Annotated in this window: 16 protein-coding genes; 7 read left to right on the forward strand and 9 right to left on the reverse strand. The window is 69.1% G+C overall.

The window, feature by feature from the left end; all coding sequences use genetic code 11:
- Positions 1 to 59: 59 nt before the first annotated feature.
- Genes ACVN9Z_RS13320 through ACVN9Z_RS13330 form a run of 3 tightly spaced genes read right to left on the reverse strand, consistent with a single transcriptional unit; the run spans position 60 to position 2,730 of the window.
- Entirely contained in the window at positions 60 to 830 is a 771-nt protein-coding gene (locus ACVN9Z_RS13320; RefSeq protein WP_049050917.1) for a polysaccharide deacetylase family protein, read from the reverse strand.
- Positions 827 to 1,717, reverse strand: a complete 891-nt coding sequence (locus ACVN9Z_RS13325) for a polysaccharide deacetylase family protein (RefSeq protein WP_070781284.1) — start codon at positions 1,715 to 1,717, stop codon at positions 827 to 829. The genes ACVN9Z_RS13320 and ACVN9Z_RS13325 overlap by 4 nt, the downstream gene beginning before the upstream one ends.
- Complete coding sequence (locus ACVN9Z_RS13330) at positions 1,717 to 2,730, reverse strand: Bug family tripartite tricarboxylate transporter substrate binding protein (protein WP_054496711.1); 1,014 nt, start codon at positions 2,728 to 2,730, stop codon at positions 1,717 to 1,719. The genes ACVN9Z_RS13325 and ACVN9Z_RS13330 overlap by 1 nt, the downstream gene beginning before the upstream one ends.
- 265 nt (positions 2,731 to 2,995) lie before the next feature.
- On the opposite strand from ACVN9Z_RS13330, the gene ACVN9Z_RS13335 reads away from it, so the two are divergent.
- The gene (locus ACVN9Z_RS13335) at positions 2,996 to 3,766 is read left to right on the forward strand and encodes an IclR family transcriptional regulator (protein ID WP_065423603.1); all 771 of its coding nucleotides are present in this window, start codon (positions 2,996 to 2,998) and stop codon (positions 3,764 to 3,766) included.
- A 45-nt stretch (positions 3,767 to 3,811) separates the two neighbouring features.
- Here the strand turns inward: ACVN9Z_RS13335 and ACVN9Z_RS13340 are convergent, their stop codons facing one another.
- The 3 genes from ACVN9Z_RS13340 to ACVN9Z_RS13350 are packed head-to-tail and all read right to left on the reverse strand — an operon-like array spanning position 3,812 to position 9,713.
- Positions 3,812 to 5,362: an efflux transporter outer membrane subunit gene (locus ACVN9Z_RS13340; protein ID WP_458213461.1), complete on the reverse strand. Its 1,551-nt coding sequence runs from the start codon at positions 5,360 to 5,362 to the stop codon at positions 3,812 to 3,814.
- A 2-nt stretch (positions 5,363 to 5,364) separates the two neighbouring features.
- Complete coding sequence (locus ACVN9Z_RS13345) at positions 5,365 to 8,538, reverse strand: efflux RND transporter permease subunit (protein ID WP_024068061.1); 3,174 nt, start codon at positions 8,536 to 8,538, stop codon at positions 5,365 to 5,367.
- Complete coding sequence (locus ACVN9Z_RS13350) at positions 8,535 to 9,713, reverse strand: efflux RND transporter periplasmic adaptor subunit (protein WP_396027263.1); 1,179 nt, start codon at positions 9,711 to 9,713, stop codon at positions 8,535 to 8,537. Before ACVN9Z_RS13350 ends, ACVN9Z_RS13345 begins: the two co-directional genes overlap by 4 nt.
- A gap of 166 nt (positions 9,714 to 9,879) precedes the next feature.
- Between ACVN9Z_RS13350 and ACVN9Z_RS13355 the strand changes: the two genes are divergently transcribed.
- The 6 genes from ACVN9Z_RS13355 (at position 9,880) to ACVN9Z_RS13380 (ending at position 19,241) form a co-directional block, all read left to right on the forward strand.
- Entirely contained in the window at positions 9,880 to 10,503 is a 624-nt protein-coding gene (locus ACVN9Z_RS13355; protein ID WP_020924762.1) for a TetR/AcrR family transcriptional regulator, read from the forward strand.
- 178 nt (positions 10,504 to 10,681) lie between these two features.
- Positions 10,682 to 12,652, forward strand: coding sequence for a BCCT family transporter (locus ACVN9Z_RS13360; protein WP_006389190.1), 1,971 nt, complete (start codon positions 10,682 to 10,684; stop codon positions 12,650 to 12,652).
- Between the two features lie 193 nt (positions 12,653 to 12,845).
- Positions 12,846 to 13,976 carry an efflux RND transporter periplasmic adaptor subunit gene (locus tag ACVN9Z_RS13365; RefSeq protein WP_049054705.1) on the forward strand — a complete coding sequence of 377 codons (1,131 nt, stop codon included), beginning with the start codon at positions 12,846 to 12,848 and terminating at the stop codon, positions 13,974 to 13,976.
- A gap of 16 nt (positions 13,977 to 13,992) precedes the next feature.
- Entirely contained in the window at positions 13,993 to 17,112 is a 3,120-nt protein-coding gene (locus ACVN9Z_RS13370) for a MexW/MexI family multidrug efflux RND transporter permease subunit (protein WP_006389192.1), read from the forward strand.
- 10 nt (positions 17,113 to 17,122) lie between these two features.
- Complete coding sequence (locus ACVN9Z_RS13375) at positions 17,123 to 18,553, forward strand: efflux transporter outer membrane subunit (RefSeq protein WP_458213462.1); 1,431 nt, start codon at positions 17,123 to 17,125, stop codon at positions 18,551 to 18,553.
- 25 nt (positions 18,554 to 18,578) lie between these two features.
- Positions 18,579 to 19,241: a helix-turn-helix transcriptional regulator gene (locus ACVN9Z_RS13380; RefSeq protein ID WP_026382616.1), complete on the forward strand. Its 663-nt coding sequence runs from the start codon at positions 18,579 to 18,581 to the stop codon at positions 19,239 to 19,241.
- Positions 19,242 to 19,250: 9 nt separating this feature from the next.
- On the opposite strand, the gene oprZ is transcribed toward ACVN9Z_RS13380, so the two are convergent.
- The 3 genes from oprZ to ACVN9Z_RS13395 are packed head-to-tail and all read right to left on the reverse strand — an operon-like array spanning position 19,251 to position 24,958.
- The gene (gene oprZ, locus ACVN9Z_RS13385) at positions 19,251 to 20,642 is read right to left on the reverse strand and encodes a multidrug efflux RND transporter outer membrane subunit OprZ (protein WP_020924756.1); all 1,392 of its coding nucleotides are present in this window, start codon (positions 20,640 to 20,642) and stop codon (positions 19,251 to 19,253) included.
- Positions 20,639 to 23,776, reverse strand: a complete 3,138-nt coding sequence (axyY, locus tag ACVN9Z_RS13390) for a multidrug efflux RND transporter permease subunit AxyY (RefSeq protein WP_006389197.1) — start codon at positions 23,774 to 23,776, stop codon at positions 20,639 to 20,641. The genes oprZ and axyY overlap by 4 nt, the downstream gene beginning before the upstream one ends.
- Positions 23,777 to 23,782: 6 nt before the next feature.
- Positions 23,783 to 24,958: a MexX/AxyX family multidrug efflux RND transporter periplasmic adaptor subunit gene (locus ACVN9Z_RS13395; protein ID WP_458213463.1), complete on the reverse strand. Its 1,176-nt coding sequence runs from the start codon at positions 24,956 to 24,958 to the stop codon at positions 23,783 to 23,785.
- Positions 24,959 to 25,065 lie beyond the last annotated feature (107 nt).

The following is a 25,065-nucleotide window of genomic DNA, read 5'->3' on the forward strand; positions in this document are numbered from 1 at the left end:
CGGGGGTGCCGCCCGCCGGGCGGGCGGACAGGCCGTGTCGGCAGGGGCGCGCAGCATCGTCAGGGGCCCGCCGCGTGTTCGCGCGCCAGATCGCCGCAGCGCGCAAAGCCGGCGCCGGCGACGCGCAAGCGGTCGAGCAGCCGCTCGACCATCTGCAGCCGCGCGGCGCGTCCCACGCCGTTGTCGGCGCGCGGGTGCAGCGTCAGGCAGGCGTAGCCCTCGGCGGCGAGCAGGGCTTCGCCCTGTTCAGCCAGGTGCGCATAGGCGCGGTCCTGGGTGACGCGGCGGCTGAAATGGCTGGCGTCGCACAGGCCTTCGCTCCAGGGCAGTTCGACCATGCCCGGCGCGCCGTCGGCGTCCAGCGCGTAGGGCGCGTCGTCGTCGATGGCGCTGCTGTCATAGCGGTAGCCCAGCTCGCGCAGCAGCGGCAGGGTGCGCGGGCTGAAGCCGCCGCCGGTCCAGCGAAAGCCCTGCGGCGCCTGGCCCGTCAGCGCAGTCAGGCGGTCGCGGCCGCGTTGCAGCACGTCGGCCTCGCGCTCGCCCAGCGTGGCCAGGTCTTCGAAGGCGTTGCCCTGCGAGGCGGCCTCATGGCCGTCGCGCAGGCTCTGTTCCAGCAGGTCGCGGCAGCGTTCGGCCTCGAAGGCCGGCCAGAACAGGGTGGCGCGGATCTGCTGGCGCCGCAGCATGTCCAGCACCCGTGCCAGACCACCGCCATAGGCGTAGCGGCCGTGACCGTCGCGGCCGTGCAGTTCGTGTTCCGGGCGGGTGGCGGCTTCGGGGCCGACCCCCTGCACGTTGAGGGTGACCAGTACGGTTTTGGTGGCCATCATGCGGTTCTCCAGGCGTCGGGGTGGGCCAGGCAGTGGCGGGCCAGCGCATCCAGCGTCATGCAGTGCACGTCCGGCTGGGCGCCGACGTAGGCCAGGAAGCGGTCCATGGCGGCGGCGCGCGCTGGCGTGCCGGAGCCGCCGGCGGCCTTCGGGTGCACCGTCAGGTGGATGTAGCCCTCGGCCTGGCGCAGCGCCTCGAATTCCTCGATCCAGTTGTCGCAGGCCTCGGCGGCCAGGCTGTGGCCGGTGAAATAGAACGGATAGTCGTCCAGCGACACCGTGTTGTTCGGCAGCATGACGAAGTCGTCGTCGCCGTCGGCCGGCAGGTAGGGGCGGTCGCGGTCCTTTTCGCTGGCGTCATAGCGGTAGCCGAGCCGCCTTAGCGTGGGCAGGGTGCGGTGGCTCTTGCGGCCCGACGGCGAACACCAGCCCACCGGCGTCACGCCCAGCCGCTGCTGGATCAGGCTGTGGGTCTTCTCCAGCAACGCGGGCTCGTCCTCGCCAAGGTCCCAGGCTTCGTGCAGGTAGCCGTGGGCGGCGATCTCGTGGCCGGCGGCCAGGATGGCGCGGAAGGTGTCCGGGTAATGCTCGACGTCGTAGCCGCAGGCGAAGAAGGTCGCCGGCATGGCGTGGCGCGCCAGGATCTCCAGGTGGCGCGGCACGCCGCGGCGGATGGCGTAGCGGCCGGCGGTATGGATGCCCCCGCTGGGAAACTGCTTGCGGCCGACCTCGACGGCGGGGCCGTCGACGTGCACGGTCACGCAAACCACGGCGCGCACCGGCGGGGCCGATGGCGCGCGCCGGCCCTCGGCGCGCAGTTCATGGTCGAGCGCCAGCCAGGGATTGGCGGCGGCGTCCAGCGGGACGCCATAGGGAATGGCTTGCATCAGGTGGCCTTGATATTGGCGTTCTTGATCAGGGTGCGCCATTTCTCGCTTTCGGTGGCGACGAAACGGCGCAGTTCTTCCGGCGTGCCGCCGTGCAGTTCCAGCCCGTTCTGCGTCAGCTGCGCCAGGGCGGGTTGCTTGAGCGCGCTCTGCACCGCGCCGTTGAGCGTCTGGACGATGGCCGGCGGCGTGCCGGCGGGCACGAACACGCCGTTCCAGCCGATCGCCTGATAGCCCGGATAGCCGGACTCGGCCACCGTCGGCACGTCGGGCAGGGCAGGCGAACGCGCGGCGGACGTCACCGCCAGCGGACGTGATTTGCCGCCCTGGATGAATTGCTGCTGGTTGATCACCACGTCCATCAGCACCGGGAACTGGCCGCCCAGGAAATCGTTGACCGCCGCCGCCGCGCCCTTGTAGGGCACGCCGGGCAGGTCGAGACCGGCCGTGGCCTTGAGCAGTTCCATCGCCAGGTGCGCCGAGCTGCCGTTCTGCGTGATGCCGTAGAAGTACTTGCCGGGGTTGGCCTTGATGAGGGCGACGAACTCCTGCAGGGTCCTGGCCGGGAACGACGGATGCACCACCAGCACGTTGTTGTAGTAGCAGACCATCGAGACCGGCTCGAAGTCCTTGATGGGGTCGTACGCGATGTTCTCGTACAGGCTCTGGTTCACGGTGTGGGTGCCGGTGGAGCCGAGCGCGACGGTGTAGCCGTCAGGCGCCGAACGCGCCGCCTGCTGGGTGCCGATGATGCCGGCCGCGCCGCCCTTGTTGATCACCACCACGCTCTGCTTGAGCGCTTCGCCGATGCCCTGGGCCAGCGGCCGCGCCACCAGGTCGGTGCCGCCGCCCGCCGGGAACGGCACGATGAACTGGATCGGGTGTTCCGACGGGTAGCCGGCCGCGCGGGCCAGGCCGGGACGGGCGAACGCGGCGCCCGCCAACGAGGCGGCCGACGCCGCCATGAATTGCCGGCGGTTGATGCCGCCGGGCCTGCTGCTGGACTGCTTCATGCGATTTCCCCTTGGATGTGCATGCCGGGCGAGGCGGGCCGCGGACTTTTCGCTGTCCGCTGGTCTGCTGCTTTAGTATCATTATTCGATAAAAAACAATCTTAGCCAATTAGTTTTTATCTATAAATGATAAAAATACAGAAGTTGATAGTATGGATCCAAGTGCCTCGCATGGGCTGATAGCAGGGGGTTATGGCGCCTTAGGGTTCCGGGATCGCTGTGATACGCTGCGCCGATTCCGCCTCGCCCGATGTCCGCCGATTCCATGTCCACCCTGAAGCGCGCCCTCGCGATCCTCGACCTCTTCAGCCTGGCCACGCCGGTGCTGACGGCCGAAGAGATCATCTCCAAGCTGTCCTATTCAGCGCCCACCGGTTACCGCTACATCCGCGACCTGTCGGACCTGGGCTACCTGCTGCGCATGACGGGCGGCGGCTACAAGCTGGGACCGCGCATCATCGAGCTGGACCATCTCATCATCGACGGCGATCCGGTGCTGGGCGTGGCCCGTCCGATCATGCGAGAGGTCGTGGACCAGGTCGGCGGGGACGTGCTGCTCAGCGTCATCCACGGCCTGCGGATCCTCAACATCCACCACGAGCGCGGTCCCGACGCGCTCGGCATCCCGCACGGCCGCGGCCGCGCCCACCCGCTGTTTCGGGGCGCCACCGCCAAGACCATCCTCGCGTTCCTGCCGCGCAAGGACCAGCGCAAACTCTACGAAGGGCATGCCGCCGACGTCGAGGCCGCGGGCCTGGGCGCGACGCAGGCCGAGTTCATCCGCCACCTGGACGAGATCCGGGTGCGGGGGGCGTATCTGGGGGTGGGCGAGATTTCGCCGGAACGCGCCGGCATCGCGGTGCCGGTGTTCCAGGAAGACCGGCGGGTCTTCGGCGCGCTGACCGTGACCTTCCTGGCGACCCGGCTCAACACCATCGCGCAGGACAAGACCACGGCGCTGCTGCAGGCGGCGGCGCGGCGCATCGAGTCCCTGGCGCTGGCAACCCGCATCAAGGAACAGGCCCCCGCGCCGTAGGCGGCGGGGGGCCGTGGGCGCCGCGCGGGCAGCGCGGCGTAGCGGTCACTGCTGCTGCTGCTGCTGCTGCTGCTGCTGCTGCTGCTGCTGCTGAGGCGCTTGCGGACTGGCCGCCGCATCGTCGGTGGCCCGTTGCGCCGACGCCTGTGGCGCGCGCACCGGCGAACCCATCGCCTGGAACAGCGCCGCCGTCTCGGTCAGGCGGGCATTGGCGTATTCCACTTCCCGCACCCGCGCCGCGACGTAGTGCTGTTCGCTGGCGTACGCGGTGTAGGGCGCCAGCGCGCCCAGGCGCACGCGGTTGGCGGTGTTGCGGTGCGACTGCTCCGCGGCCCGGCGCGACGCCTCGGCCGAGGCCAGCGCCTGACCGTCCGCCTCCAGTTGCGCCAGGGTGTCGGCCACGTCGCGGAAGGCGGTCAGCACGGTCTGCTTGTATTGCAGCACCGCCGCCTCATAGCGCTCCTTGGCGGCGCTGCGTTCGGCCAGCAGCGCGCCGCCGTGGAAGATCGGCTGCGTCAGCGACGCGCCGATTGCCCAGATCGACCCCGCGCCCGACAGCGCCGTGGGCCAGCTGAAGCCGCCCTTGCCCATCGATGCCGACAGCGACAGGCTGGGGAACAACTGCGCCGTGGCCACGCCGACGTCGGCTGCCGCCGCGCGCAGCACGGCCTCGGCGACGTGGATGTCGGGCCGCGCCGCCAGCAGTTCGGACGGCACCAGCACCGGCACCTCCTCGGGCACGGCGATCATGGCGAAGGCCAGGTCGGGCGGCGCCTGGTCGGGGCTGCGGCCCATCAGCACCGCCAGCGCGTGGCGCGTGGCCTGCCATTGCGCGCGCAGGCCCGGCAGCGAGGCTTCCAGCGTGGCGGCGTCCTGGTCGGCCTGCAGCGCGTCGTTCTGCGAGGCCGAGCCCAGTTCGTACCGGCGCTGGGTGTCGCGCGCCACCTGGCGCGCCAGCACCACCTGCTTTTCGGTCAACGCCACCCGCTCGGCCAGCGACGCCGAGGTGATGGCGCCGGTGACGATGTTGCCGGCCAGGGAACGGCGCGCCGATTCGAGCTGATAGGCCTGCTGTTCCACCTGGGCCGCGCGCGACACGTTCTCGAAGCGCGCCGCGCCGAACAGGTCGAGGTCGTACTTGGCCTGGACCTGGCCGGTGAAGACGTTGTAGAGCGCCGTGGGTTGCGGCAGGTTCGGCATGGTCAGCGCGCGCTTGCGCGAAACGTCGGCGCCGGCATCCACTGATGGCAGCAGCGACGAATTGACCTGTCCGCGCAACTGTTCGCGCGCGCCGGCCAGATTGCGCTCGGCCGCGGCCAGGTCGGGGCTGTTGGCCAGGCCTTCCTCCACCATGGCGTTGAGCGCGTCCGAACCAAAGCGTTTCCACCATTCAGGCACCGGACGGCCTTCGCGCGCATAACGCTGCGCCACGCCCTGTGCCGGCGCGCCGGCGGCGGGCAGCGCTTCGACGCCGTATTGCGCCGGCTGCGCCATCGCCGGCGGCTTGCTATCGGGGGCGAAGGCGCAGGCGCCCAGCGCCAGCAACAGCGGCAGGGTGGCCAGGCGCCAGGCCGGGGTCGGGAGACGGAGGGACATCGTCAGGCTCCTCGTTCTACGTTGTCGCCGGCGTGGGCGCCGGGCGGCACGCCTTCGGGCTCTTCGCGCTCGTCGTGGCGCACGCGGAACCAGGCCGCGTACAGCGCGGGCAGGAAGAACAGCGTCAGCACCGTGGCGCTGGTGATGCCGCCCATCAGCGCGGTGGCCATGGGACCGAAGAAGTTGCTGCGCAGCAGCGGGATCAGCGCCAGCACCGCGGCCGCGGCCGTCAGGGTGATGGGGCGGAAGCGCCGCACCGTGGCGCCGACGATGGCGTCGACACGTTTGTGCCCGGCGCTGATGTCCTGTTCGATCTGGTCGACCAGGATCACCGAGTTGCGCATGATGATGCCGAACATCGCGATCACGCCCAGCATGGCGACGAAACCGAACGGCTTGCCGAACAGCAGCAGCGCGGCCACCACGCCGATCAGGCCGAGCGGCGCCGTCAGCACCACCATCAGCACGCGGGCAAAGCTCTGCAACTGCACCATCAGCAGCGTCAGCACCGCCACGACCATGATGGGCATCTGCGCGTTGATGGACGACTGGCCCTTGGCGCTTTCCTCGACCGGGCCGCCGACCTCGATGCGATAGCCGACCGGCAGTTCGGCGCGCAGCGCGTCCAGCTTGCGGTCGATGGCATGGGTGACGTCGATGCCCTGGGCGCCAGCCGTGACGTCGGCCTGCACGGTGATGGTGGGCTGGCGGTCGCGTTCCCAGATCACGCCGTATTCCAAACCGTAGCGCACCTGGCCCAGGCTGCCCAGCGGCACCGGGCCGTTGGGCGTGGGCATGGCGAGCGTGGCCAGGCGGCCCGGGTCGATGCGCTCGCTGTCGGGCGCGCGCAGGCTGACGTTGATCAGCTTGTCGCGCTCGCGGTATTGCGTCACGGTGTAGCCCGACAGCGTCATCGCCAGGAAGCTGGAGATGTCGTTGGAGCTTACGCCGACTTCGCGCGCCTTCTGCTGGTCGATGTCGAAGCGCACCGAGCGCTCGGACGGTTCGTCCCAGTCGAACTGCACGTTGACAGAGCGGCTGTCGGCGCGCACTTCGGCGGCCACCTTCTCGGCCACCTGGCGCACCTCGGGGATCTTGTCGCCGCTCACGCGGAACTGCACCTGGAAGCCCACCGGCGGGCCGTTCTCCAGCCGCGACAGGCGGCTGCGGATCGCCGGGAACTGCTCGCGCAGCACCGGCTCGAGCCAGTGCGCCAGCTTCTCGCGGTCTTCCACCGAATTGGCGGTGATGACGATCTGGGCGAAGTTGGGCGTGGCCAGCTGCTGGTCCAGCGGCAGGTAGAAGCGCGGCGCGCCGGTGCCGACGAAGCTCACCGAATGGGCGATCTCGGGCCGGCCGTCCAGTGTCTTTTCAAGCCGCTCGACCTGGCGCAGCGTGGCCTCGAACGAGGCGCCTTCCTGCAGGCGCACGTCGACCAGCAGCTCGGTGCGGTCCGAGCTGGGGAAGAATTGCTGCGGCACCAGGCCGAAGCCAGCCATCGACAGGATGAACACCAGCACCGTTGCCAGCAGCACGCGCCAGCGCCGGTCCACGCACCACGCCACCCAGCCGCGCAGGCGCTGGTAGAAGCGGGTGTTGTAGATGTCGTGCTCGTGGTCGTCGGGCAGGTGCGCCTCGCGCTTGCGCTCGGGCAGCATGCGGTAGCCCAGCAGCGGGATCAGCACCACCGCGGCGAACCAAGAGGTGATCAGGGCGATCGCCGACACCTGGAAGATCGAGCGGGTGTATTCGCCGGTGCTGGACTTGGCCAGCGCGATCGGCAGGAAGCCGGCCACCGTCACCAGCGTGCCGGTCAGCATCGGGAAAGCGGTGCTGGTGTAGGCGAAGGCGGCGGCGCGCGCGCGACTCCAGCCCTGTTCCAGTTTCACCGCCATCATCTCGACCGCGATGATGGCGTCGTCCACCAGCAGGCCCAGCGCCAGCACCAGCGTGCCCAGCGAGACCTTGTGCAGGCCGATGCCGAACATGTCCATGAACAGCGCGGTCACCGCCAGCACCACCGGGATAGAGATCACCACCACCATGCCGGTGCGCAGCCCCAGCGAAACCAGGCTCACGATCAGCACGATGGCCACGGCCTCGGCCACCGAGCGCAGGAATTCGTCCACCGAGAACGACACCGCCTTGGGCATGCTCGACACCTCGGTCAGCGTCAGGCCGGCGGGCAGGCGCGCCTTGAGCTCGCCGAACTTGGCCTCCAGGGCCTTGCCCAGGTGCACCACGTCCTGGCCCGGCTGCATGGTGATGCCGATGCCCAGCACCGGCTCGCCGCGCGTGCGCATCTGCTCGGCCGGGGGATCGTCGTAGCCGCGGTGGATGGTGGCGATATCGCCCAGCCGGATCGACTTGCCGTTGACGCGGATCAGCGTCTCGGCCAGCGCCCGGGTGTCCTGGAACTGGCCGCTGGGACGCACGAACACGCGATCGTCGGCCGTGGTCAGGGTGCCGGCGCTGGCCACCGCGTTCTGGCTGTTGATGGCCTCGGCGATCTGCTGCGGCGACACGCCCAGCCGAGTCAGCTGCGTGTTGCTGATCTCGATATAGACGTGCTCGGGCTGTTCGCCGAAGTAGTCGACCTTGGCCACGCCCGGCACCCGCAGCAGCACCGTGCGCAGATTGTCGGCGTAGTCGCGCAGCTGCGCCGGCGAGAAGCCGTCGCCGGCCAGGGTGTAGATGTTGGTGTAGACGTCGCCGAACTCGTCATTGAAGAACGGCCCCTGCACGCCTTGCGGCAAGGTCGCGCCGATGTCGCCGACTTTCTTGCGCACCTGGTACCACTCGTTGGCCACCTCGCTGGCCGGCGCCGAGTCCTTCATGGTGAAGAAGATCAGCGATTCGCCGGGGCGCGAGTAGCTGCGCAGGAAGTCGGTGGACGGCGTTTCCTGCAGCTTCTTGGCGATGCGGTCGGTGACCTGCTCCTGTACCTGTTGCGAGGTGGCGCCGGGCCACAGGGTCTTGATGACCATCACGCGGAACGTGAAGGGCGGGTCTTCGGACTGCGCCAGGCGCGAATACGACAGCACGCCGAACAGCGTCACCAGCGTGATCAGGAAGATCACCAGCGGCTGGTGCCGCAGGGCCCAGGCCGACAGGTTGAACTTGCCTTCCTCGTGGCGGTGCGCGGCGTTCTGATTCTCGGGAACCGGCGCGCTCATGATGCGAAGTCCTCGGGGTGCAGCGGCGGCACCGCGCGGACCTTTTCGCCGGCCGACACGGCGTGCACGCCTTGCCACACCACGCGCTCGCCGGCCTGCACGCCCTGCGACAGGGTGACGCTGCGCGCGTCGTAGCGCAGCACCTGCACGCGGCGCAGCTCCAGCGTGTCTTCCTGCGGCTTGACGATCCAGACGGCGGGCTCGGTGCCGTCATGGAACAGCGCCGTCGCCGGCACCGTGTAGGTAGTGGCGCCGTTGGCCTGGCGGTTGTCGAAGCTGATGTTGGCGGTCATGCCCAGCCGCACCTCGGGCGAGGGCGACTCCAGCGTCAGCTTGGCGCGATAGGTGCGGCTCTGCGGATCGGCCGCCGGCGCGATCTCGCGCAGCACGGCGCTGAAGGTCTGGCCGGGCAGGGGCGCCAGCGTGACGGTGGCGCGCTGGCCGATGGCCAGGCCCGCCAACACGCTTTCGGGCACGTCGCACAGCGCGTCGACGTCGCCCGACCAGGCCAGGTTGTAGACCGCCTGGCCGGCCGTCACGTTCTGCCCGGTGTCGGCCTGTTCAGCGGTGATGACGCCGGCGTGGTCGGCCACCAGGGTGGTGTAGTTGAGCTGATCCGCCGACAGGGCGGCCTGTTGCGCCGCCTGGTCGCGTTGCGCCAGCGCCGAGGCGTAGGCGTTGCGGGTCTGCTCGAGCTGGTTGGCGGCGATCAGGTTTTCGCGGGCCTGGGCGCGGTCGCGGTCCAGCTGCTGCTTGGCGTAGTCGAGCTGGTGCTGCGCGGCCGACAGCTGGGCGCGGGCGGCGGCGGCGTTCTTGGTGGCGTCGGCGGGGTCGAGCCGGGCGACCACCTGGCCGGGCTTGACCGTATCGCCCAGGCGCACCTTGCGTTCAATGATCTTGCCACCCACCCGGAACGACAGCGGCGTGCTGTAGCGGGCCTGCACTTCGCCGGGCAGGGTCCAGGCCGGCAGCGCGGCGTCGGCCTTGGCCGGCATGGCCACCACCGGGCGCGGCGCGGGCGCCTCGGCCTCCTTGCTGCCGCAGCCGGCCAGCGCCAGCGTCAGCGCCAGGGCCAGCGCCGGCCAGGGGCGGCGCAGGGGAGAGCGGGAAAGCGCCGCGACACGGGCGGCGGGATTGCGCGCGACGACGGGCGCGCAAGAACCTGGAGAATTCACGAAACACCTCGCGACGCGGGCAGGAGGGGGGAACAGGACGCGGGGCGGCCGGCCGTTACAGGCCGGCGCGGCGCCTTGGCAATCCGATACGGGATGGATTCTAATGCGGCTATGTATTCAAATACAAGGGTGAATCTGAAATCGTTCCAGATGATAGAATCTGCGCATGTCAAAAGTCCGCCTTACCCGAGAGCAAAGCCGTGACCAGACGCGCCAGCGCCTGCTCGATGCCGCGCAATCGATCTTCCTGACCAAGGGTTTCGTCGCCGCCAGCGTCGAGGACATCGCCGAACTGGCCGGCTATACCCGCGGCGCTTTCTATTCCAATTTCGCCAGCAAGTCCGAACTGTTCCTGCAGCTGCTCAAGCGCGACCACGAAAACGTCATGAGCGACATGCGCGCCATCTTCGAGGCCGGGGAAACCCGCCAGCAGATGGAGGACAGCGTGCTGCACTACTACAGCAACCATTTCCGCGACAACGAGTGCTTCCTGTTGTGGATGGAAGCCAAGCTGCAGGCGGCGCGCGACCCGGAGTTCCGCATCGGCTTCATCGCCTGCATGGGCGAACTGCGCGACGCCACCACCGAGTACATCCGCCAGTTTTCCGAGCGCGTCGGCACGCCGCTGCCGCTGCCCGCGCGCGAACTGGCCATCGGCCTCTTGGCGCTGTCCGACGGCATGCAGTTCAGCTTCGCCTTCGATCCGCAGAACGTCAGCGCCGAGACGACCGAATCGGTGCTGGCGGGATTCTTCCGCCGCGTGGTGTTCGGCGAGCGCGACAGCGGCTAGCGCGGCCGCCCGCGAGCGCCACACTGCCGGGCAATCGGGCCATGGCCGCGGCGACCGCGGCATCGCGGGCATTGTCACGGTGCTCGTTCGCGTGATAGTAATTACAACGGCGCGCCGGCTGGACTGAGGGGGCCAGCGCCGCAGCCTCAGGCATCCCTCGGGCGAAAGGAGCGGCAGCATGTCTTCAGAAACCCGACCATCCACCATCAACCGCCCGGTCTTCTACACAGCGGCGGTATTCACGCTGCTGCTGGTGGGCTTTGCCATCATGGCGCCCAGGACCGCGCAGAACCTGTTCGAATCGATCCAGGCCTGGATCCTGGGCAACGCCAGTTGGTTCTACATCCTGGTGGTCGCCATTATCCTGCTTTCGGTGGCGTTCCTGGCCATCAGCCGCTATGGCGACATCAAGCTGGGGCCCGACCACAGCGAGCCCGACTATCGCAACTTCACCTGGTTCGCCATGCTGTTCTCGGCCGGCATGGGCATCGGCCTGATGTTCTTCGGCGTGGCCGAGCCGGTCATGCACTTCATGTCGCCGCCGGTGGGCGAGGGCGCCACCGCGGCCGCCGCGCGCGAATCCATGAAGATCACCTTCTTCCACTGGGGCCTGCACGCCTGGGCCATCTACGCCGTGGTGGCGCTGACGCTGGCGTTCTTCAGCTTCCGCCACGGCCTGCCGCTGACCCTGCGGTCGGCGTTGTATCCGCTGATCGGCAACCGCATCCACGGCCCCATCGGCCATGCCGTCGACATCTTCGCCATCATCGGCACGGTGCTGGGCGTGGCCACCTCGCTGGGGCTGGGCGTGGCGCAGATGAACAGCGGCCTGAACCACCTGTTCGGCATCCCGGTCGGCGTGATGCCGCAGATCGTCCTGATCGTCATCACCTGCGGGCTGGCCACGCTGTCGGTGGCCAGCGGCCTGGACAAGGGCATCCGCATCCTGTCCGAAGCCAACATGGTGCTGGCGGTGATCCTGCTGTTGTTCGTGCTGGTGGCCGGCCCCACCGTGTTCCTGCTGCAGACCTTCGTGCAGAACACCGGCGCCTACCTGTCGGACATCGTCAACAAGACCTTCAACCTGTATGCGTATGAGCCGACCGACTGGATCGGCGGCTGGACCCTGTTCTACTGGGGCTGGTGGATCGCCTGGTCGCCGTTCGTGGGGCTGTTCATCGCCCGCATCTCGCGCGGCCGCACCATCCGCGAATTCGTCAGCGGCGTGCTGCTGGTGCCGGCCGGGTTCACGCTGTTCTGGATGACGGTGTTCGGCGACACCGCCATCCACTTCATCCTCGTCGACGGCATCAAGGGTTTCGCCGACACCGTCAAGGACGACAACTCCCTGGCGCTGTTCGCATTCTTCGAGCTGCTGCCCTGGAGCGGGGTGATATCGATCTTCGCGATCGCAATGGTGGCGGTGTTCTTCGTCACCTCGGCCGACTCCGGCGCGCTGGTGGTGGACCTGCTGGCCTCGGGCGGCGCCGACCGCACGCCGGTGTGGCAGCGCATCTTCTGGTCGCTATCGATGGGCGCGGTGGCCATCGCGCTGCTGCTGGCCGACGGCCTGACGGCGCTGCAGACGGCCACCATCGCCAGCGCGCTGCCGTTCTCGGTCATCCTGCTGCTGTCGCTGTGGGGGCTGTTCAAGGCGCTCAAGCTCGACGCCACCAAGCGCGGCATCCGCTACCAGTCGTTGACACTGTCGCGCCCGGCGCGCGGCGGCCAGTCCTGGGAGCGGCGGCTGCGCAACATGGTCATGATGCCGCGTCGCGCCCACGTGCTGCGCTTCATCGCGGACGTGGTGACGCCGGCGCTGGAGGACGTGGCCGACGAACTGCGCAAGCAGGGCTACGCGGTCGCGGTCAAGGAAGGCGACGTCGAGGGCGGCGCGGTGCTGGAAGTGAACCACGGCGAGCACCTGGACTTCTTCTATTCGGTGCAGCCGCAGGCCTTCGTGCGGCCCAGCCTGACGCCCGAGGAGGCCGCCGACGAGGAGGAACGCAAGTACTTCCGCGCCGAGGTCCACCTGCGCGAGGGCGGACAGGACTACGACATCATGGGCTGGAGCCGCGACGCCGTCATCGGCGACATCCTCGACCAGTACGAGCGCCATCGCCACTACCTGCACATGGTTCGTACCTAGAAGCCATCTCCGCGCCGGCCCGCGCCCGGCGCCCGTCCTTTTCCCGCAGACCGCCGGCCGTTGCCGGCGGTTTTTTTGCGCCTTTTTTCGCCGATAGGATTCCTCAATCCTCAACATTACTTTAGGTTTTTTGACTTCGTCTGATTTTTCAGGGATTATCCAAGCCATTCCTTTGATAAATAGTGAGAGAATCATGAAGGCGAAATCTGGCGCATGGACGGCAGGGGTGCTGGTCCTGGCGGTGGCCGCGGGCGGCGGGCTGTATTGGAAATTCGGCGGGGCGCAGCACAAGGGCGGCTGGGCCATGGCGCCGGCCAAGGTCGCGGTGGCCCCGGTGCTGCAGGCGGATTTCCCGGTGGCGCTGTCCGGCATCGCCTCGCTCGAGGCGACGCGCCAGGTGCTGGTGCCGGCCGAAGTCGACGGCCGGGTGGCGCAGATCCTGTTCACCCCCGGTGAGCGGGTGCGCGCCGGCCAACTGCTGGTGCAATTGAACGACGCGCCCGAGCAGGGCGAACTGGCGCGCCTGCAAGCCCAGGCCAGGAATGCCCGGGCGTTGCTGGAGCGCACCCGCCGCCTGGTGCCGCAGCAGGCCGCCACCCGCGAACAGCTGGACCAGGCCCAGGCGGACTACGACCAGGCCGCCGGCGAGATCAAGCGGATCCAGGCCCTGATCGAACAAAAGCGCGTCAAGGCCCCGTTCGACGGCGTGCTCGGCGTGCGCCGGGTCCACCTGGGCCAGTTCGCGCGCGCCGGCGATCCGCTGGTGTCGCTGACCGACGCGGCCAGCGTCTACGCCAACATCACCTTGCCGGAACAGGCGCTGGGCGCGCTGCGCATGGGCCAGCCGGTCAGCATCACCGTGGATGCCCATGCCGGACGGGTATTCGAAGGCACCGTCACCACGATCGAGCCTCAGGTGGATCCCGGCTCGCGCACGGTCCGGGTGCAGGCCACGCTGGCCAATGCCGACGGCGCGCTGGCGGCCGGCATGTTCGCCCACGGACAGGTGATGCTGCCGGCGCGGCCCGGCGTGCTCACCGTGCCGGAAACCGCCATCAGCTACAGCGCCTATGGCGACTCGGTCTATGTGGTGACGCCGCCCAAGGCGGGCGACACGTCGGCTCCGCCGACAGTGACCCAGGCCTACGTGCAGACCGCCGAGCGCGTGCGCGGGCGGGTGGTGGTGACCAAGGGCGTGAAACCCGGGGACCGGGTGGTGACCTCGGGCCAGTTGCGCCTGCACAACGGCGCGCCCGTGGAAATCAGCGCCCAGGACACCGTGGCGCTGGACGCCGCGCCGCAATCCGTGGCGCAAGCCCGTTGAGCCCGCGGAGCCGATCATGAAGTTCACCGATCTGTTCGTGCGCCGGCCGGTGCTGGCGCTGGTGGTCAGCACGCTGTTGCTGCTGATGGGGCTGCGCGCCCTGAGCGGCCTGCCGATCCGCCAGTACCCGCTGACCGAAAGCACCACCATCACCATCACCACGCAGTACCCGGGCGCCTCGCCCGACCTGATGCAGGGCTTCGTCACCCAGCCCATCGCGCAATCGGTCGCCACCGTCGAAGGCATCGACTACCTGTCGTCGTCCTCGACCCAGGGCCGCAGCGTGATCACGGTGCGCATGAAGCTCAACGCCGATTCCAACAAGGCCATGACCGAGGTCATGGCCAAGGTCAACGAAGTCAAATACCGCCTGCCGCAGGACGCCTACGACCCGGTGCTGGTCAAGTCCGCCGGCGAGGCGACGGCCGTGGCCTACGTGGGGTTTTCCAGCTCGACCATGTCGCTGCCGGCGCTGACCGACTACCTGTCGCGCGTGGTGCAGCCGCAACTGTCGTCGATCGACGGCGTGGCCAGCGTGGAACTGTACGGCGGCCAGAAGCTGGCGATGCGGGTCTGGCTCGATCCCGACCGGCTGGCCGCGCGCGGCATCTCGGCCGGCGAACTGGCCGAGGCCCTGCGCCAGAACAACGTGCAGGCAGCGCCCGGCCAGGCCAAGGGCCTGTACGTGGTGTCCAACATCAAGGTCAACACCGACCTGGTCAACGTGGCCGAATTCCGCGACATGGTGGTCAAGCGCGAGGGCGACGCCATCGTGCGCCTGGGCGACGTGGCGACCGTGGAGCTGGGCGCGGCCTCGACCGATTCCAGCGGCCTGATGGACGGCGAGCCGGCCGTGTACTTCGGCCTGAACGCCACGCCGGTCGGCAACCCGCTGGTGATCGTCAAGCGCCTGAACGAACTGCTGCCCAACATCAAGCAGAACCTGCCGCCGGGCACCAGCGTGCAGGTGCCGTTCGAGCTGGCGCGCTTCATCAGCGCCTCGATCGACGGCGTGGTGCACACGCTGATGGAAGCCATCGTCATCGTGGTGGCGGTGATCTTCCTGTGCCTGGGCTCGCTGCGCGCGGTGCTGATCCCGGTGGTCACCATCCCGCTGTCGATGCTGGGGGGCGCGGCCATCATGGCGCTGTTCGGCTTCAGCGTGAACCTGCTGACGCTGCTGGCCATGGTGCTGGCCATCGGCCTGGTGGTGGACGACGCCATCGTGGTGGTCGAGAACGTGCACCGCCATATCGAAGAAGGCAAGTCGCCAGTGCGCGCGGCGCTGATCGGCGCGCGCGAGGTGGCCGGCCCGGTCATCGCCATGACCATCACGCTGGCGGCGGTGTACGCGCCGATCGGCCTGATGGGCGGCCTGACCGGTTCGCTGTTCAAGGAATTCGCCTTCACGCTGGCGGGGGCGGTGGTGGTGTCGGGCGTGATCGCGCTGACGCTGTCGCCGGTGATGAGCTCGTTCCTGCTCAATAGCCACGTATCCGAGGGCTGGATGGCGCGCCGCGCCGAACACTTCTTCAATCGCCTGGGCCAGGCCTACGGCCGGCTGCTGGACGTGTCGCTGCACCACCGCTGGGTCACCGGCCTGGTGGCGGTGGCGGTGATGGCCAGCCTGCCGTTCCTGTACAACGCCGCCCAGCGCGAATTGGCGCCGGTCGAGGACCAGTCCACCGTGCTCACCGCGATCAAGTCGCCGCAGCACGCCAACATCGACTACGTCGAGAAGTTCGGCAAGAAGTGGGACGACGTGATGGCGACGCTGCCCGAGCAGAAGGGCCGCTGGCTCATCAATGGCTCGGACGGCGTGTCCAACAGCATCGGCGGCGTCGACTTCGTCGACTGGCAGCAGCGCAAGCGCTCGGCCGACCAGATCCAGGCCGACATGCAGTCTATGGTCAACCAGATCGAGGGCAGCAATATCTTCGCCTTCCAGTTGCCGCCGCTGCCGGGTTCGACCGGCGGCCTGCCGGTGCAGATGGTCATCATGAGCGCGGCAGACTATCCGGTGGTGTACGAGGCCATGGAAAACCTGAAGCAGGCGGCCCGCGCCAGCGGCCTGTTCATGGTGGTCGACAGCGACCTGGACTACAACAACCCGGTGGTGCAATTGAAGGTGGATCGCGCCAAGGCCAACAGCCTGGGCGTCACCATGAAGGCGGTGGGCGACACGCTGGCGGTGCTGGTGGGCGAGAACTACGTCAACCGTTTCGGCATGGACGGCCGCTCGTACGACGTGATCCCGCAAAGCCTGCGCGAGCAGCGCATCTCGCCCGAATCGCTGGCGCGGTACTACGTCAAGAGCGCCAGCGGCGCGCAGGTGCCGCTGTCGAACATCGTCTCGGTGTCGATGGGCGTGGAGCCCAACAAGCTGACCCAGTTCAACCAGCTCAACGCCGCCACCTTCCAGGCCATCCCGATGCCCGGCGTGACCATGGGCGACGCGGTGCAGTTCCTGACGCGCCAGGCGCAGGAACTGCCGGCCGGCTTCAGCTACGACTGGCAGTCGGATGCGCGCCAGTTCAGCCAGGAGGGCTCGGCGCTGATGATCACCTTCATCTTCGCCATCATCGTCATCTACCTGGTGCTGGCGGCGCAGTACGAAAGCCTGCGCGATCCGTTCATCATCCTGGTGAGCGTGCCGCTGTCGATCTGCGGGGCGCTGATCCCGCTCGCGCTGGGCATGGCGACCATCAACATCTACACGCAGATCGGGCTGGTGACATTGATCGGTCTCATCAGCAAGCACGGCATCCTGATGGTGGAATTCGCCAACGAGATGCAGGTCAGCCACGGCCTGGACCGGCGCAGCGCCATGGAGCACGCCGCCCGCATCCGCCTGCGCCCGATCCTGATGACCACCGCCGCCATGGTGGTGGGCCTGATCCCGTTGCTGTTCGCCAGCGGCGCCGGCGCCCACAGCCGCTACAGCCTGGGGCTGGTGATCGTGGTCGGCATGCTGGTCGGCACGCTCTTCACGCTGTTCGTGCTGCCCACCGTCTACACCGTGCTGGCGCGCGACCACCGCGCCGCCAACGACACGCCCCGCGCCCGTGAATTGGCCCGGGCGCAGGCCGAGGACGGACTGCCGGCGGCAACGTCGCGCCCGGCCGAATCGCATTGAGGAACCGATCATGAAACATCCCGACCTGTCCATACGCCTGCGTCGCGGCACCCTGGCGCTGCTGGCCGCGCTGGCCACCGCCGGCTGCGCCGTCGGTCCCGACTACCAGAAACCCCAGGCCGCGTCGGTGGCGCTGGCCAGTCCCGAGCAGGCGCTGTTCTCCACCGACCGGGTGCAGCAGGATTGGTGGAAGCAGCTGCAGGACCCGCAACTGGACCGCCTGATCACCCTGGCGCTGCAACGCAATCACGACATCCGCATTGCCCAGGCCCGCCTGGCCGAATCGCGCGCGGTGCTGGACGAAAAGGAACTCGACCAGTTCCCCACGGTGACGCTCGGCGGCCGCTTCGAGCGCAGCCTGTCGCAAGCCAACCCCGGCGTGACGGGCGAGCGCAATCTCGCCAAGAGCTACCGCGCGGGCTTTGACGCCACCTGGGAGATCGACCTGTTCGGCCGCCTGCGGCGCGCGGCCGAGGGCGCCGCGGCGCGCAGCGAGGCCCAGTTCGCCGACCTGGCGCAGGCCCGCATCGTGGTGGCGGCCGAAGTGGCGCGCAACTACTTCGAATTGCGCGGCGCGGAGCAACGCCTGGCGGTGGCGCGCGCCAATCTTGAGAGCCAGCGCGACAGCCTGCGCGTGATCCAGGCCATGGTGTCGGCCGGCCGCGGCGACGAGGGCGACCTGGCCAGCGCCCGCGCCGAACTGGAAACGGTGCAGGCCAGCGTGCCGTTGCAGGAAACCGCCCGGCGCCTGGCGCTGTACCGGCTGGCGGTGCTGGCCGGCCTGCGTCCGGCGGAACTGGGCGAACTGGACGCGGCCACGCCGCAAGCGCCGCTGGCGGCGCGCCTGCCCATCGGCGACGTCGGCGCCTTGCTGGCGCGCCGCCCCGACGTGCTGGCGGCCGAGCGCAACATGGCGGCCGCCAACGCCGACGTGGGCGTGGCCACCGCCGAGCTGTACCCACGCATCGACCTGGGCGGTTTCCTTGGTTTCGTGGCCCTGCGCGGCGCCGATTTCGGCAGCGCGTCCAGCCGCGCCTTCAGCGTGGCGCCCGGCGTGAACTGGCCGGCTTTCCACCTGCCGACGGCGCTGGCCCGCAAGCGCGCCGCCCAGGCCCGTTCGCAGGGCGAAGTGGCGCGTTACGAACAGACCGTGCTGCAGGCGGTCGAGGAATTGGAGGGGGCGCTGACGCAGTACGGCCAGACCCAGCAGCGGCTTGGCAACCTGGCGCAGGCGGCCGCCCATAGCGGCCGCGCCGCGGAACTGGCGCGCCTGCGCTATCGCGAAGGCAGCGCGCCGTACCTGACGGTGCTGGACGCGCAGCGCACGCAGCTGCGGGCGCAGGACGCGGTGGCGGTGGCCGAAACGGCTTCCTATACCAGCCTGGTCGCCCTCTACAAGGCGCTGGGCGGCGGCTGGGAGGCGCAATCCGTGGCACCATAGGGGCTTGGCGCCTTTCCGATCTTCCATGTCCGACGACAACCTGTCCCACCCCCTCTCCTGGCAGCCGCACCAGCCTGCGGACCGCGTGCTCATGACGCTCAAGACACGCGGCCCGCAGTCGGTCGCGGTCATCGCGAAGGCGCTCGACGTCACGGCGGAAGCGGTGCGCCAGCAGATGGCGCGCCTGCACGCGGACGGCCTGGTGGATTCGGAAAGCCGCAGCGCCGGGCGCGGCCGGCCAACGCAGATCTGGTTCCTGACCGACGCCGGCCACCGCCGTTTTCCCGACACGCACGCCGACATGACGGTGCAGATGATCAACGCCGTGCGCCAGGTGTTCGGCGACGAGGGCGTCGACAAGCTGATCTCGGTGCGCGAGGCCGCCATGCTGGCCAATTACCGCCAGGCGCTGCAAGGCGCGCGCGACCTGGCGCAGCGCGTCGACAGCCTGATGCGGGTGCGCTCGGCGGAAGGCTACATGGCCGAAACCCGCCGTGATGGCGATGATTTCCTGTTCATCGAAAACCACTGTCCCATCTGCGCCGCCGCCCAGGCCTGTATGGGCTTTTGCCGCAGCGAACTGGAATTGTTCCGCCAGGTGCTGGGCGAGGACGTGCGCGTCGAGCGCGAAGAGCACATCCTGCTGGGCGCGCGCCGCTGCGCCTACCGCATCAGCCCGCGCCCCTGACGGCAGGCATCACGAGGCCGGCGCCTTGCCGTCGTCCCAGCCGCCCAGCGCCTTGTAAAGGTCCACCGCATTGACCAGCCGGCGCTGCTGCAGCCGGATGTATTCCTGTTCCGATTCGAACAGGCTGCGCTGGGCCTCCAGCATCTCCAGGTAGTTCGCCACGCCGCGCGTGTAGCGTCTCTCGGCCAGCCGCTGGCGTTCGCGGTCGGCGTCGCGCACCTTGCGCTGGGCCTCGATCTGGTCGCGCAGCGCGTCGCGCGCCGACAGGGCGTCGGCCACGTCGCGGAACGCCGCCTGGATGCTGCCCTCGTACTGCGCCACGGCGATGTGCTTGCGGGTCTCGGCCAGCGACAGGTTGGCGCGGTTGCGGCCGGCGTTGAAAATCGGCAGCGTCAGGCGCGGCGCGAAGCTCCAGCCGCCGGTGCCGCCGCTGAACAGGTCCGAGAAGCGGTCGGCGGTGGTGCCGATGTCCGTGGTCAGCTGCACCGAGGGGAAGAACGCCGCGCGCGCCGCGCCGATATCGGCGTTGGCTGCCAGCAGCGCCTGTTCCGCCTGGCGCAGGTCGGGACGGCGCGTCAGCAGCTCGGACGGCAGGCCCGCCGCCAGCGGCGTCAGGCTCTGGCTTTCCAGCGGCGCCGGATCGACGCCGAGCGGCAGCGCGAAATCGCCCGCCAGCAGGCCCAGCGCGTGCCGCGCCAGGCTGGCTTCGCGGGTCAGCTCGGCGCGCGTGGCGCGCGAGCTTTCCACCAGCATCTGCGCGGTGCGCAGGCCGATGGCGGTTTCCAGCCCGGCGTCGTAGCGGCGCTGGGTCAGCTTGAGCGAGGCCTCGCGCAGCGCCAGCGTGCTGTCGGTCAGGCGCAGTTGCTCGGCCAGCGAGCGCTGGTTGAAGTAGGCCGTGGCCGTTTCCGCCACCAGCGCCAGCGTCGCGGCGCGATGCGCTTCTTCACTCGCAAGGTAGCGCGCCAGCGCGGCGTCCGACAGGCTCCGCACCCGGCCGAAGAAATCCAGCTCGAAGGCGGTGATGCCGACGGCCGCGCGATAACGGCTGGACACCGCGGTGCCGGACTGGCCCGGCTCGGTAAAGCGGCCGCGGCTGAATTCGCCGCTGGCGTCGATGGCCGGCAGGCGTTCGGACTGCTGCACGCCATACAACGCGCGCGCCTCTTCGATGCGCAGCGCCGCGACCCGCAGGTCGCGGTTGTTGGCCAGCGCGGCCGCGATCCAGGCCTGGAGCGCGGGGTCATTGAAATAGGCGCGCCAGTCCTGCGGCGCGGTGGCCTGGCCGGCCTGCGCCGGCGTGTCGTACTGCGCCGGCACGGGCGCCGCGGGGCGCTCATAGGTCGGCGCCAGCGAGCAGCCGGACAGCGCCAGCGCCAGCAGGGTCATTGCCACGGGCTTCATGGCGTCGTCTCCAGCGGTTCGCGGCCCGTGGGGCGCGCGGGACGGGCGCGCATGCCGACCATGCGCCCCACGATAAGAAAGAACAGCGGCACCAGGAACACCGCCAGCACGGTCGCGGTGATGATCCCGCCCAGCACGCCGGTGCCGATGGCGGCCTGCGCGCCCGAGGCGGCGCCGCTGGCCAGCGCCAGCGGCAGCACGCCCACGCCGAAGGCCAGCGAGGTCATCACGATCGGCCGCAGCCGCAGCCGCGCCGCTTCCAGCGTGGCGGACAGGATGCCCTGGCCATCGCGCACCAGGTCCTTGGCCACTTCCACGATCAGGATCGCGTTCTTGGCCGACAGGCCGATGGTGGCGATCAGGCCGACCTTGAAGTAGATGTCGTTGGGCATGCCGCGCACGGTCACCCCCAGCAGCGCGCCGATCACGCCCAGCGGCACCACCAGGATCACCGCCAGCGGAATCGACCAGCTTTCGTACAGGGCCGCCAGCGCCAGGAACACGATCAGCACCGACAGCGCGAACAGCACCGGCGCCTGGTTGCCGGACAGCCGCTCTTCGTACGACTGGCCCGACCAATCAAAGCCGATGCCGCGCGGCAGCTCGGCCGCCAGCGTTTCCATGGCGCGCATGGCCTCGCCGCTGCTGTGGCCCGGCGCCGCCGAGCCGTTGATCGTGAACGACGGGAAGCCGTTGTAGCGGTTCAACTGCGGCGGCCCCATCGACCACTTCAGCGTGGCGAACGCCGATAGCGGCACCATCTGGCCCTGCAGGTTGCGCACGTGCAGGCGCGAGATGTCGTCCACGTCCACGCGGCGCTTGCCGTCGGCCTGCACGGTCACGCGCCGCACCTGGCCGTTGAGCATGAAGTCGCCGATGTAGTCCGAGCCATACATCACCGCCAGCGCGGTGTTGATCTCGTCGATCGGCACGCCCATGGCCTGCGCCTTGTCGCGGTCGATGCGCAACTGCAGCTGCGGCGCCTCTTCCTGGCCGGCGAACACCACGTCCGTCAGCGCCGGATGCTCGGCCGCCGCCGCCAGCAGTTTCTGCCGCGCCTGCGTCAAGGCCTCGTAGCCCAGGCCGCCGCGGTCCTGCAGCCGGAAGTCGAAACCCGAGGTCGAGCCCAGGTCCGGCAGCGGCGGCGAGTTGAGCGCGAACACCATCAGGTTCTTGCGGTCGGCAAAGGCCTCGTTGATGCGCTTGACCACCGCATCGACGTGCAGCGAGGCATCGCGCCGCTCCTTCCAGTCCTTGAGCGTGACGAAGAACATGGCCGAGTTCGGGCCGCTGCCGTACTGGCTGAAGCCGTTGACCGAATACACGTACTGCACCGGCTCATGCTCCATCATGTAGCGCTCGACGTCCTTGACCACGGCCATGGTCTCGGCCTGCGGCGAGCCCTGCGGCAGGATCACCATGGCCATGAAGCTGCCCTGGTCCTCGTCGGGCAGGAACGACGACGGCAGCCGCGCGAACAGCAGCGCCGCCACGCCGATCACCAGCGCGTAGGCCAGCCCGAAGCGCACCGGCCGCGCCAGCACGCCGGCCACGCGCGCCGTATAGCGCGTGGTCAGGCGCGCGAAGGCGCGATTGAACCAGCCGAAGAAGCCGCGCTTCTCGTGGTGGCCGGCCGGGATCGGTTTCAACAGGCTGGCGCACAGCGCTGGCGTCAGCGACAGCGCCAGGAAGGCCGAGAAGGCGATCGACACCGCCAGCGTCACGGCGAACTGGCGATAGATGTTGCCGACCGCGCCGTCGAAGAACGCCATCGGCACGAACACCGACACCAGCACCACCGTGATGCCGACGATGGCGCCGCTGATCTGGCCCATGGCCTTGACCGTGGCGTCATGCGGCGACAGGCCTTCCTCGGCCATGATGCGCTCGACGTTCTCGACCACCACGATGGCGTCGTCCACCAGGATGCCGATGGCCAGCACCATGCCGAACATCGTCAGCACGTTGATCGAATAGCCCAGCCCCAGCATCACCCCCAGGGTGCCCAGCAGCGCCACCGGCACCACCAGCGTCGGGATCAGCGTGGCGCGCAGGTTCTGCATGAACAGGTACATCACGCAGAACACCAGGGCCACCGCCTCCAGCAGCGTCATCAGCACCTTCTGGATCGAGATCTCGACGAAGGTGGAGGTCTCGTACGGGATGTCCCAGCTCACGCCCGGCGGGAAGTACTGCGCCAGTTCGTGCATGGTTTCGCGGATGCGGCGGGTGGTCTCGACCGCGTTCGAGCCCGGCGCCAGCTTGATGCCCAGGCCGGTGCCCGTCATGCCGTTGACGCGCGACAGGTACATGTAGTCGGTGCCGCCCAGTTCCACCCGCGCCACGTCCTTCAGGCGCAGCGTGGCGCCGTCCGGTTGCGCCCGCAGCGGAATGTTGGCGAATTGTTCCGGCGTGTGCAGCGATTCCCCCGCCACGATGCTGGCGTTCAGCGGCGCGTCCTGCGGCACGGCCTGGTTGCCCAGTTCGCCGATGGTGACGCGCGCGTTGTGGCTGCGCAGGGCCGAGACGATGTCGCCCGGCGTCAGCGACAGGGCGGTGAGCTTGGCCGGGTCCGGCCAGATGCGCATGGCCGCTTCCGCGCCGAACGATTGCACCTTGCCCACGCCTTCGACCCGGCGCAGCGCCTGCAGCACATTGGATGCGGCCAGTTCGCCCAGCTGCATGTCGTCCAGGCTGCCATCCGACTTCAGCGACACCACCAGCTGGATGTTGTCGGCGGCCTTCTCCACGCGCACGCCGTCGCGCCGCACGGATTCCGGCAGGCGCGGTTCGACTGCTTTCAGGCGGTTCTGCACTTCCACCGCCGCGATGTCGGGGTTGGTGCCCTGCTTGAAGGTCAGGTTGATGCTGGCCCAGCCGGTCGAGTCGCTGCTGGACGAGGTGTACATCAGCCCCGGGGCGCCATTCATCTCGCGTTCGATGATGGCGGTGACAGCCTCCTCGACCACCTTGGCCGAGGCGCCGGGATAGCTGGCGCCGATGTTGACGACCGGCGGAGCGATGTCCGGATACTGCGCCACCGGCAGCGCGCGGATCGACAACAGGCCGACCAGCGCGATCAGCAGCGAGATCACCCACGCGAAGACGGGGCGATCGATAAAGAAACGCGCCATGGCGGTTTACCTTTTTTCGTTATTTCCCGCGGTCGCCATGGGCGCGCTTGGCGCGGCCCGCTCGACCGGTTTGATTTTCTGGCCAGGGGCCAGTTGCGCGGCGTTTTCCACGACCACGCGTTCGCCGCCCTCGAGCCCCTCTGTGATGACCCAGTTCGGCCCCAGCAGGCGGTGCGCGGCCACCGCCACGCTGCGCAGCTCGCCGTCGTCGCCCGCCACCAGCAGGTGCGCGCCGTCGGCATTGCGCAGCAGGGCGTCGCGCGGCACCAGGTAGGTGTCGCGGTTGACGGCCTGCTCCAGCCGCACGCGCACGTACATGCCGGGCAGCAGCACGCGGTCCGGGTTGTCGAACAGCGCGCGCATGGTCACGTTGTCGGTGCCCGGGTCCACCGCCAGGTCGGCGAACGACAGCGTGCCGCCCTGGCCGTATTCGGAGCCGTCGGGCAGCAGCAGGCGCACCCGCATCTTGTCGGGCGCAACGCCCTCCAGCGCGCCGGCGCGGATCTGCTTCTGCAACTGCATGACCTCGGCCGCGGGCTGCGAGAAGTTGACGTAGATCGGGTCGAGCTGCTGCACCACGGTCAGCGGCGTGGCCTGGCCTTCGCCCACCAGCGCGCCCTCGGTGACCAGCGCGCGGCGCGCGCGGCCGTTGATCGGCGAGGTGACGCGGGCGTATTCCAGCCGCAGCCTGGCGCTCTGCAGGTTGGCCTTGGCCAACGCCACTTCGGCGCGCGCCTGGCGTTCCTCGGCCACGCTCTCGGCGTGGTCGCGTTCGCTGATGGCGCGGTCCGACACCAGGTCGGCGTAGCGGCGCAGCTTGTCGGCGGCGGCGGACAGGTTGGCCTGGGCGCGCGCCAGCGCGGCCGCCTCGGAATCGTAGGCCGCCTGCAGCGGCGCCGGATCGATCTGGAACAGCGGGGCGCCGCGCGCCACTTCCTGGCCTTCTTCATACAGGCGGCGGGTGACGATGCCGGCCACGCGGGCGCGCACTTCGGCCTCGCGATAGGGCTCCAGCCGGCCGGGCAGTTCGCTGGCCACCGAGGTGGGCGTGGCCTTGGCCACGATGACGCCGATTTCGGCGGGCGCCTTGGCGGCTTCGGGGGCTTCCTTCTTGGAGCAGGCGGAAACAAGAAGCAGTACGGATACGAGTGCGAGCGTTCTGAGAGGGACTCGGTGCGACATTTTTAGAAGTTATTGTGGGTTGCCCATGGCGGGCGAGGAAGGGAAAGTGCGCGGGTTTTCCCTGTGGGGTCCGCAGTCTATCATTTAATCCGTCATGCTTGATTAAT

This window comes from Achromobacter sp. KK8, assembly GCF_054188005.1.

Coding starts and splice junctions, on each gene's coding strand:
- ACVN9Z_RS13360 (WP_006389190.1), top strand. CDS start 10,682: ATGTCTTCAGAAACCCGACCATCCACCATCAACCGCCCGGTCTTCTAC.
- ACVN9Z_RS13375 (WP_458213462.1), top strand. CDS start 17,123: ATGAAACATCCCGACCTGTCCATACGCCTGCGTCGCGGCACCCTGGCG.
- ACVN9Z_RS13335 (WP_065423603.1), top strand. CDS start 2,996: ATGTCCACCCTGAAGCGCGCCCTCGCGATCCTCGACCTCTTCAGCCTG.
- ACVN9Z_RS13370 (WP_006389192.1), top strand. CDS start 13,993: ATGAAGTTCACCGATCTGTTCGTGCGCCGGCCGGTGCTGGCGCTGGTG.
- ACVN9Z_RS13345 (WP_024068061.1), bottom strand. CDS start 8,538: ATGAGCGCGCCGGTTCCCGAGAATCAGAACGCCGCGCACCGCCACGAG.
- ACVN9Z_RS13395 (WP_458213463.1), bottom strand. CDS start 24,958: ATGTCGCACCGAGTCCCTCTCAGAACGCTCGCACTCGTATCCGTACTG.
- ACVN9Z_RS13330 (WP_054496711.1), bottom strand. CDS start 2,730: ATGAAGCAGTCCAGCAGCAGGCCCGGCGGCATCAACCGCCGGCAATTC.
- oprZ (WP_020924756.1), bottom strand. CDS start 20,642: ATGAAGCCCGTGGCAATGACCCTGCTGGCGCTGGCGCTGTCCGGCTGC.
- ACVN9Z_RS13320 (WP_049050917.1), bottom strand. CDS start 830: ATGATGGCCACCAAAACCGTACTGGTCACCCTCAACGTGCAGGGGGTC.
- ACVN9Z_RS13340 (WP_458213461.1), bottom strand. CDS start 5,362: ATGTCCCTCCGTCTCCCGACCCCGGCCTGGCGCCTGGCCACCCTGCCG.
- axyY (WP_006389197.1), bottom strand. CDS start 23,776: ATGGCGCGTTTCTTTATCGATCGCCCCGTCTTCGCGTGGGTGATCTCG.
- ACVN9Z_RS13365 (WP_049054705.1), top strand. CDS start 12,846: ATGAAGGCGAAATCTGGCGCATGGACGGCAGGGGTGCTGGTCCTGGCG.
- ACVN9Z_RS13380 (WP_026382616.1), top strand. CDS start 18,579: ATGTCCGACGACAACCTGTCCCACCCCCTCTCCTGGCAGCCGCACCAG.
- ACVN9Z_RS13325 (WP_070781284.1), bottom strand. CDS start 1,717: ATGCAAGCCATTCCCTATGGCGTCCCGCTGGACGCCGCCGCCAATCCC.
- ACVN9Z_RS13355 (WP_020924762.1), top strand. CDS start 9,880: ATGTCAAAAGTCCGCCTTACCCGAGAGCAAAGCCGTGACCAGACGCGC.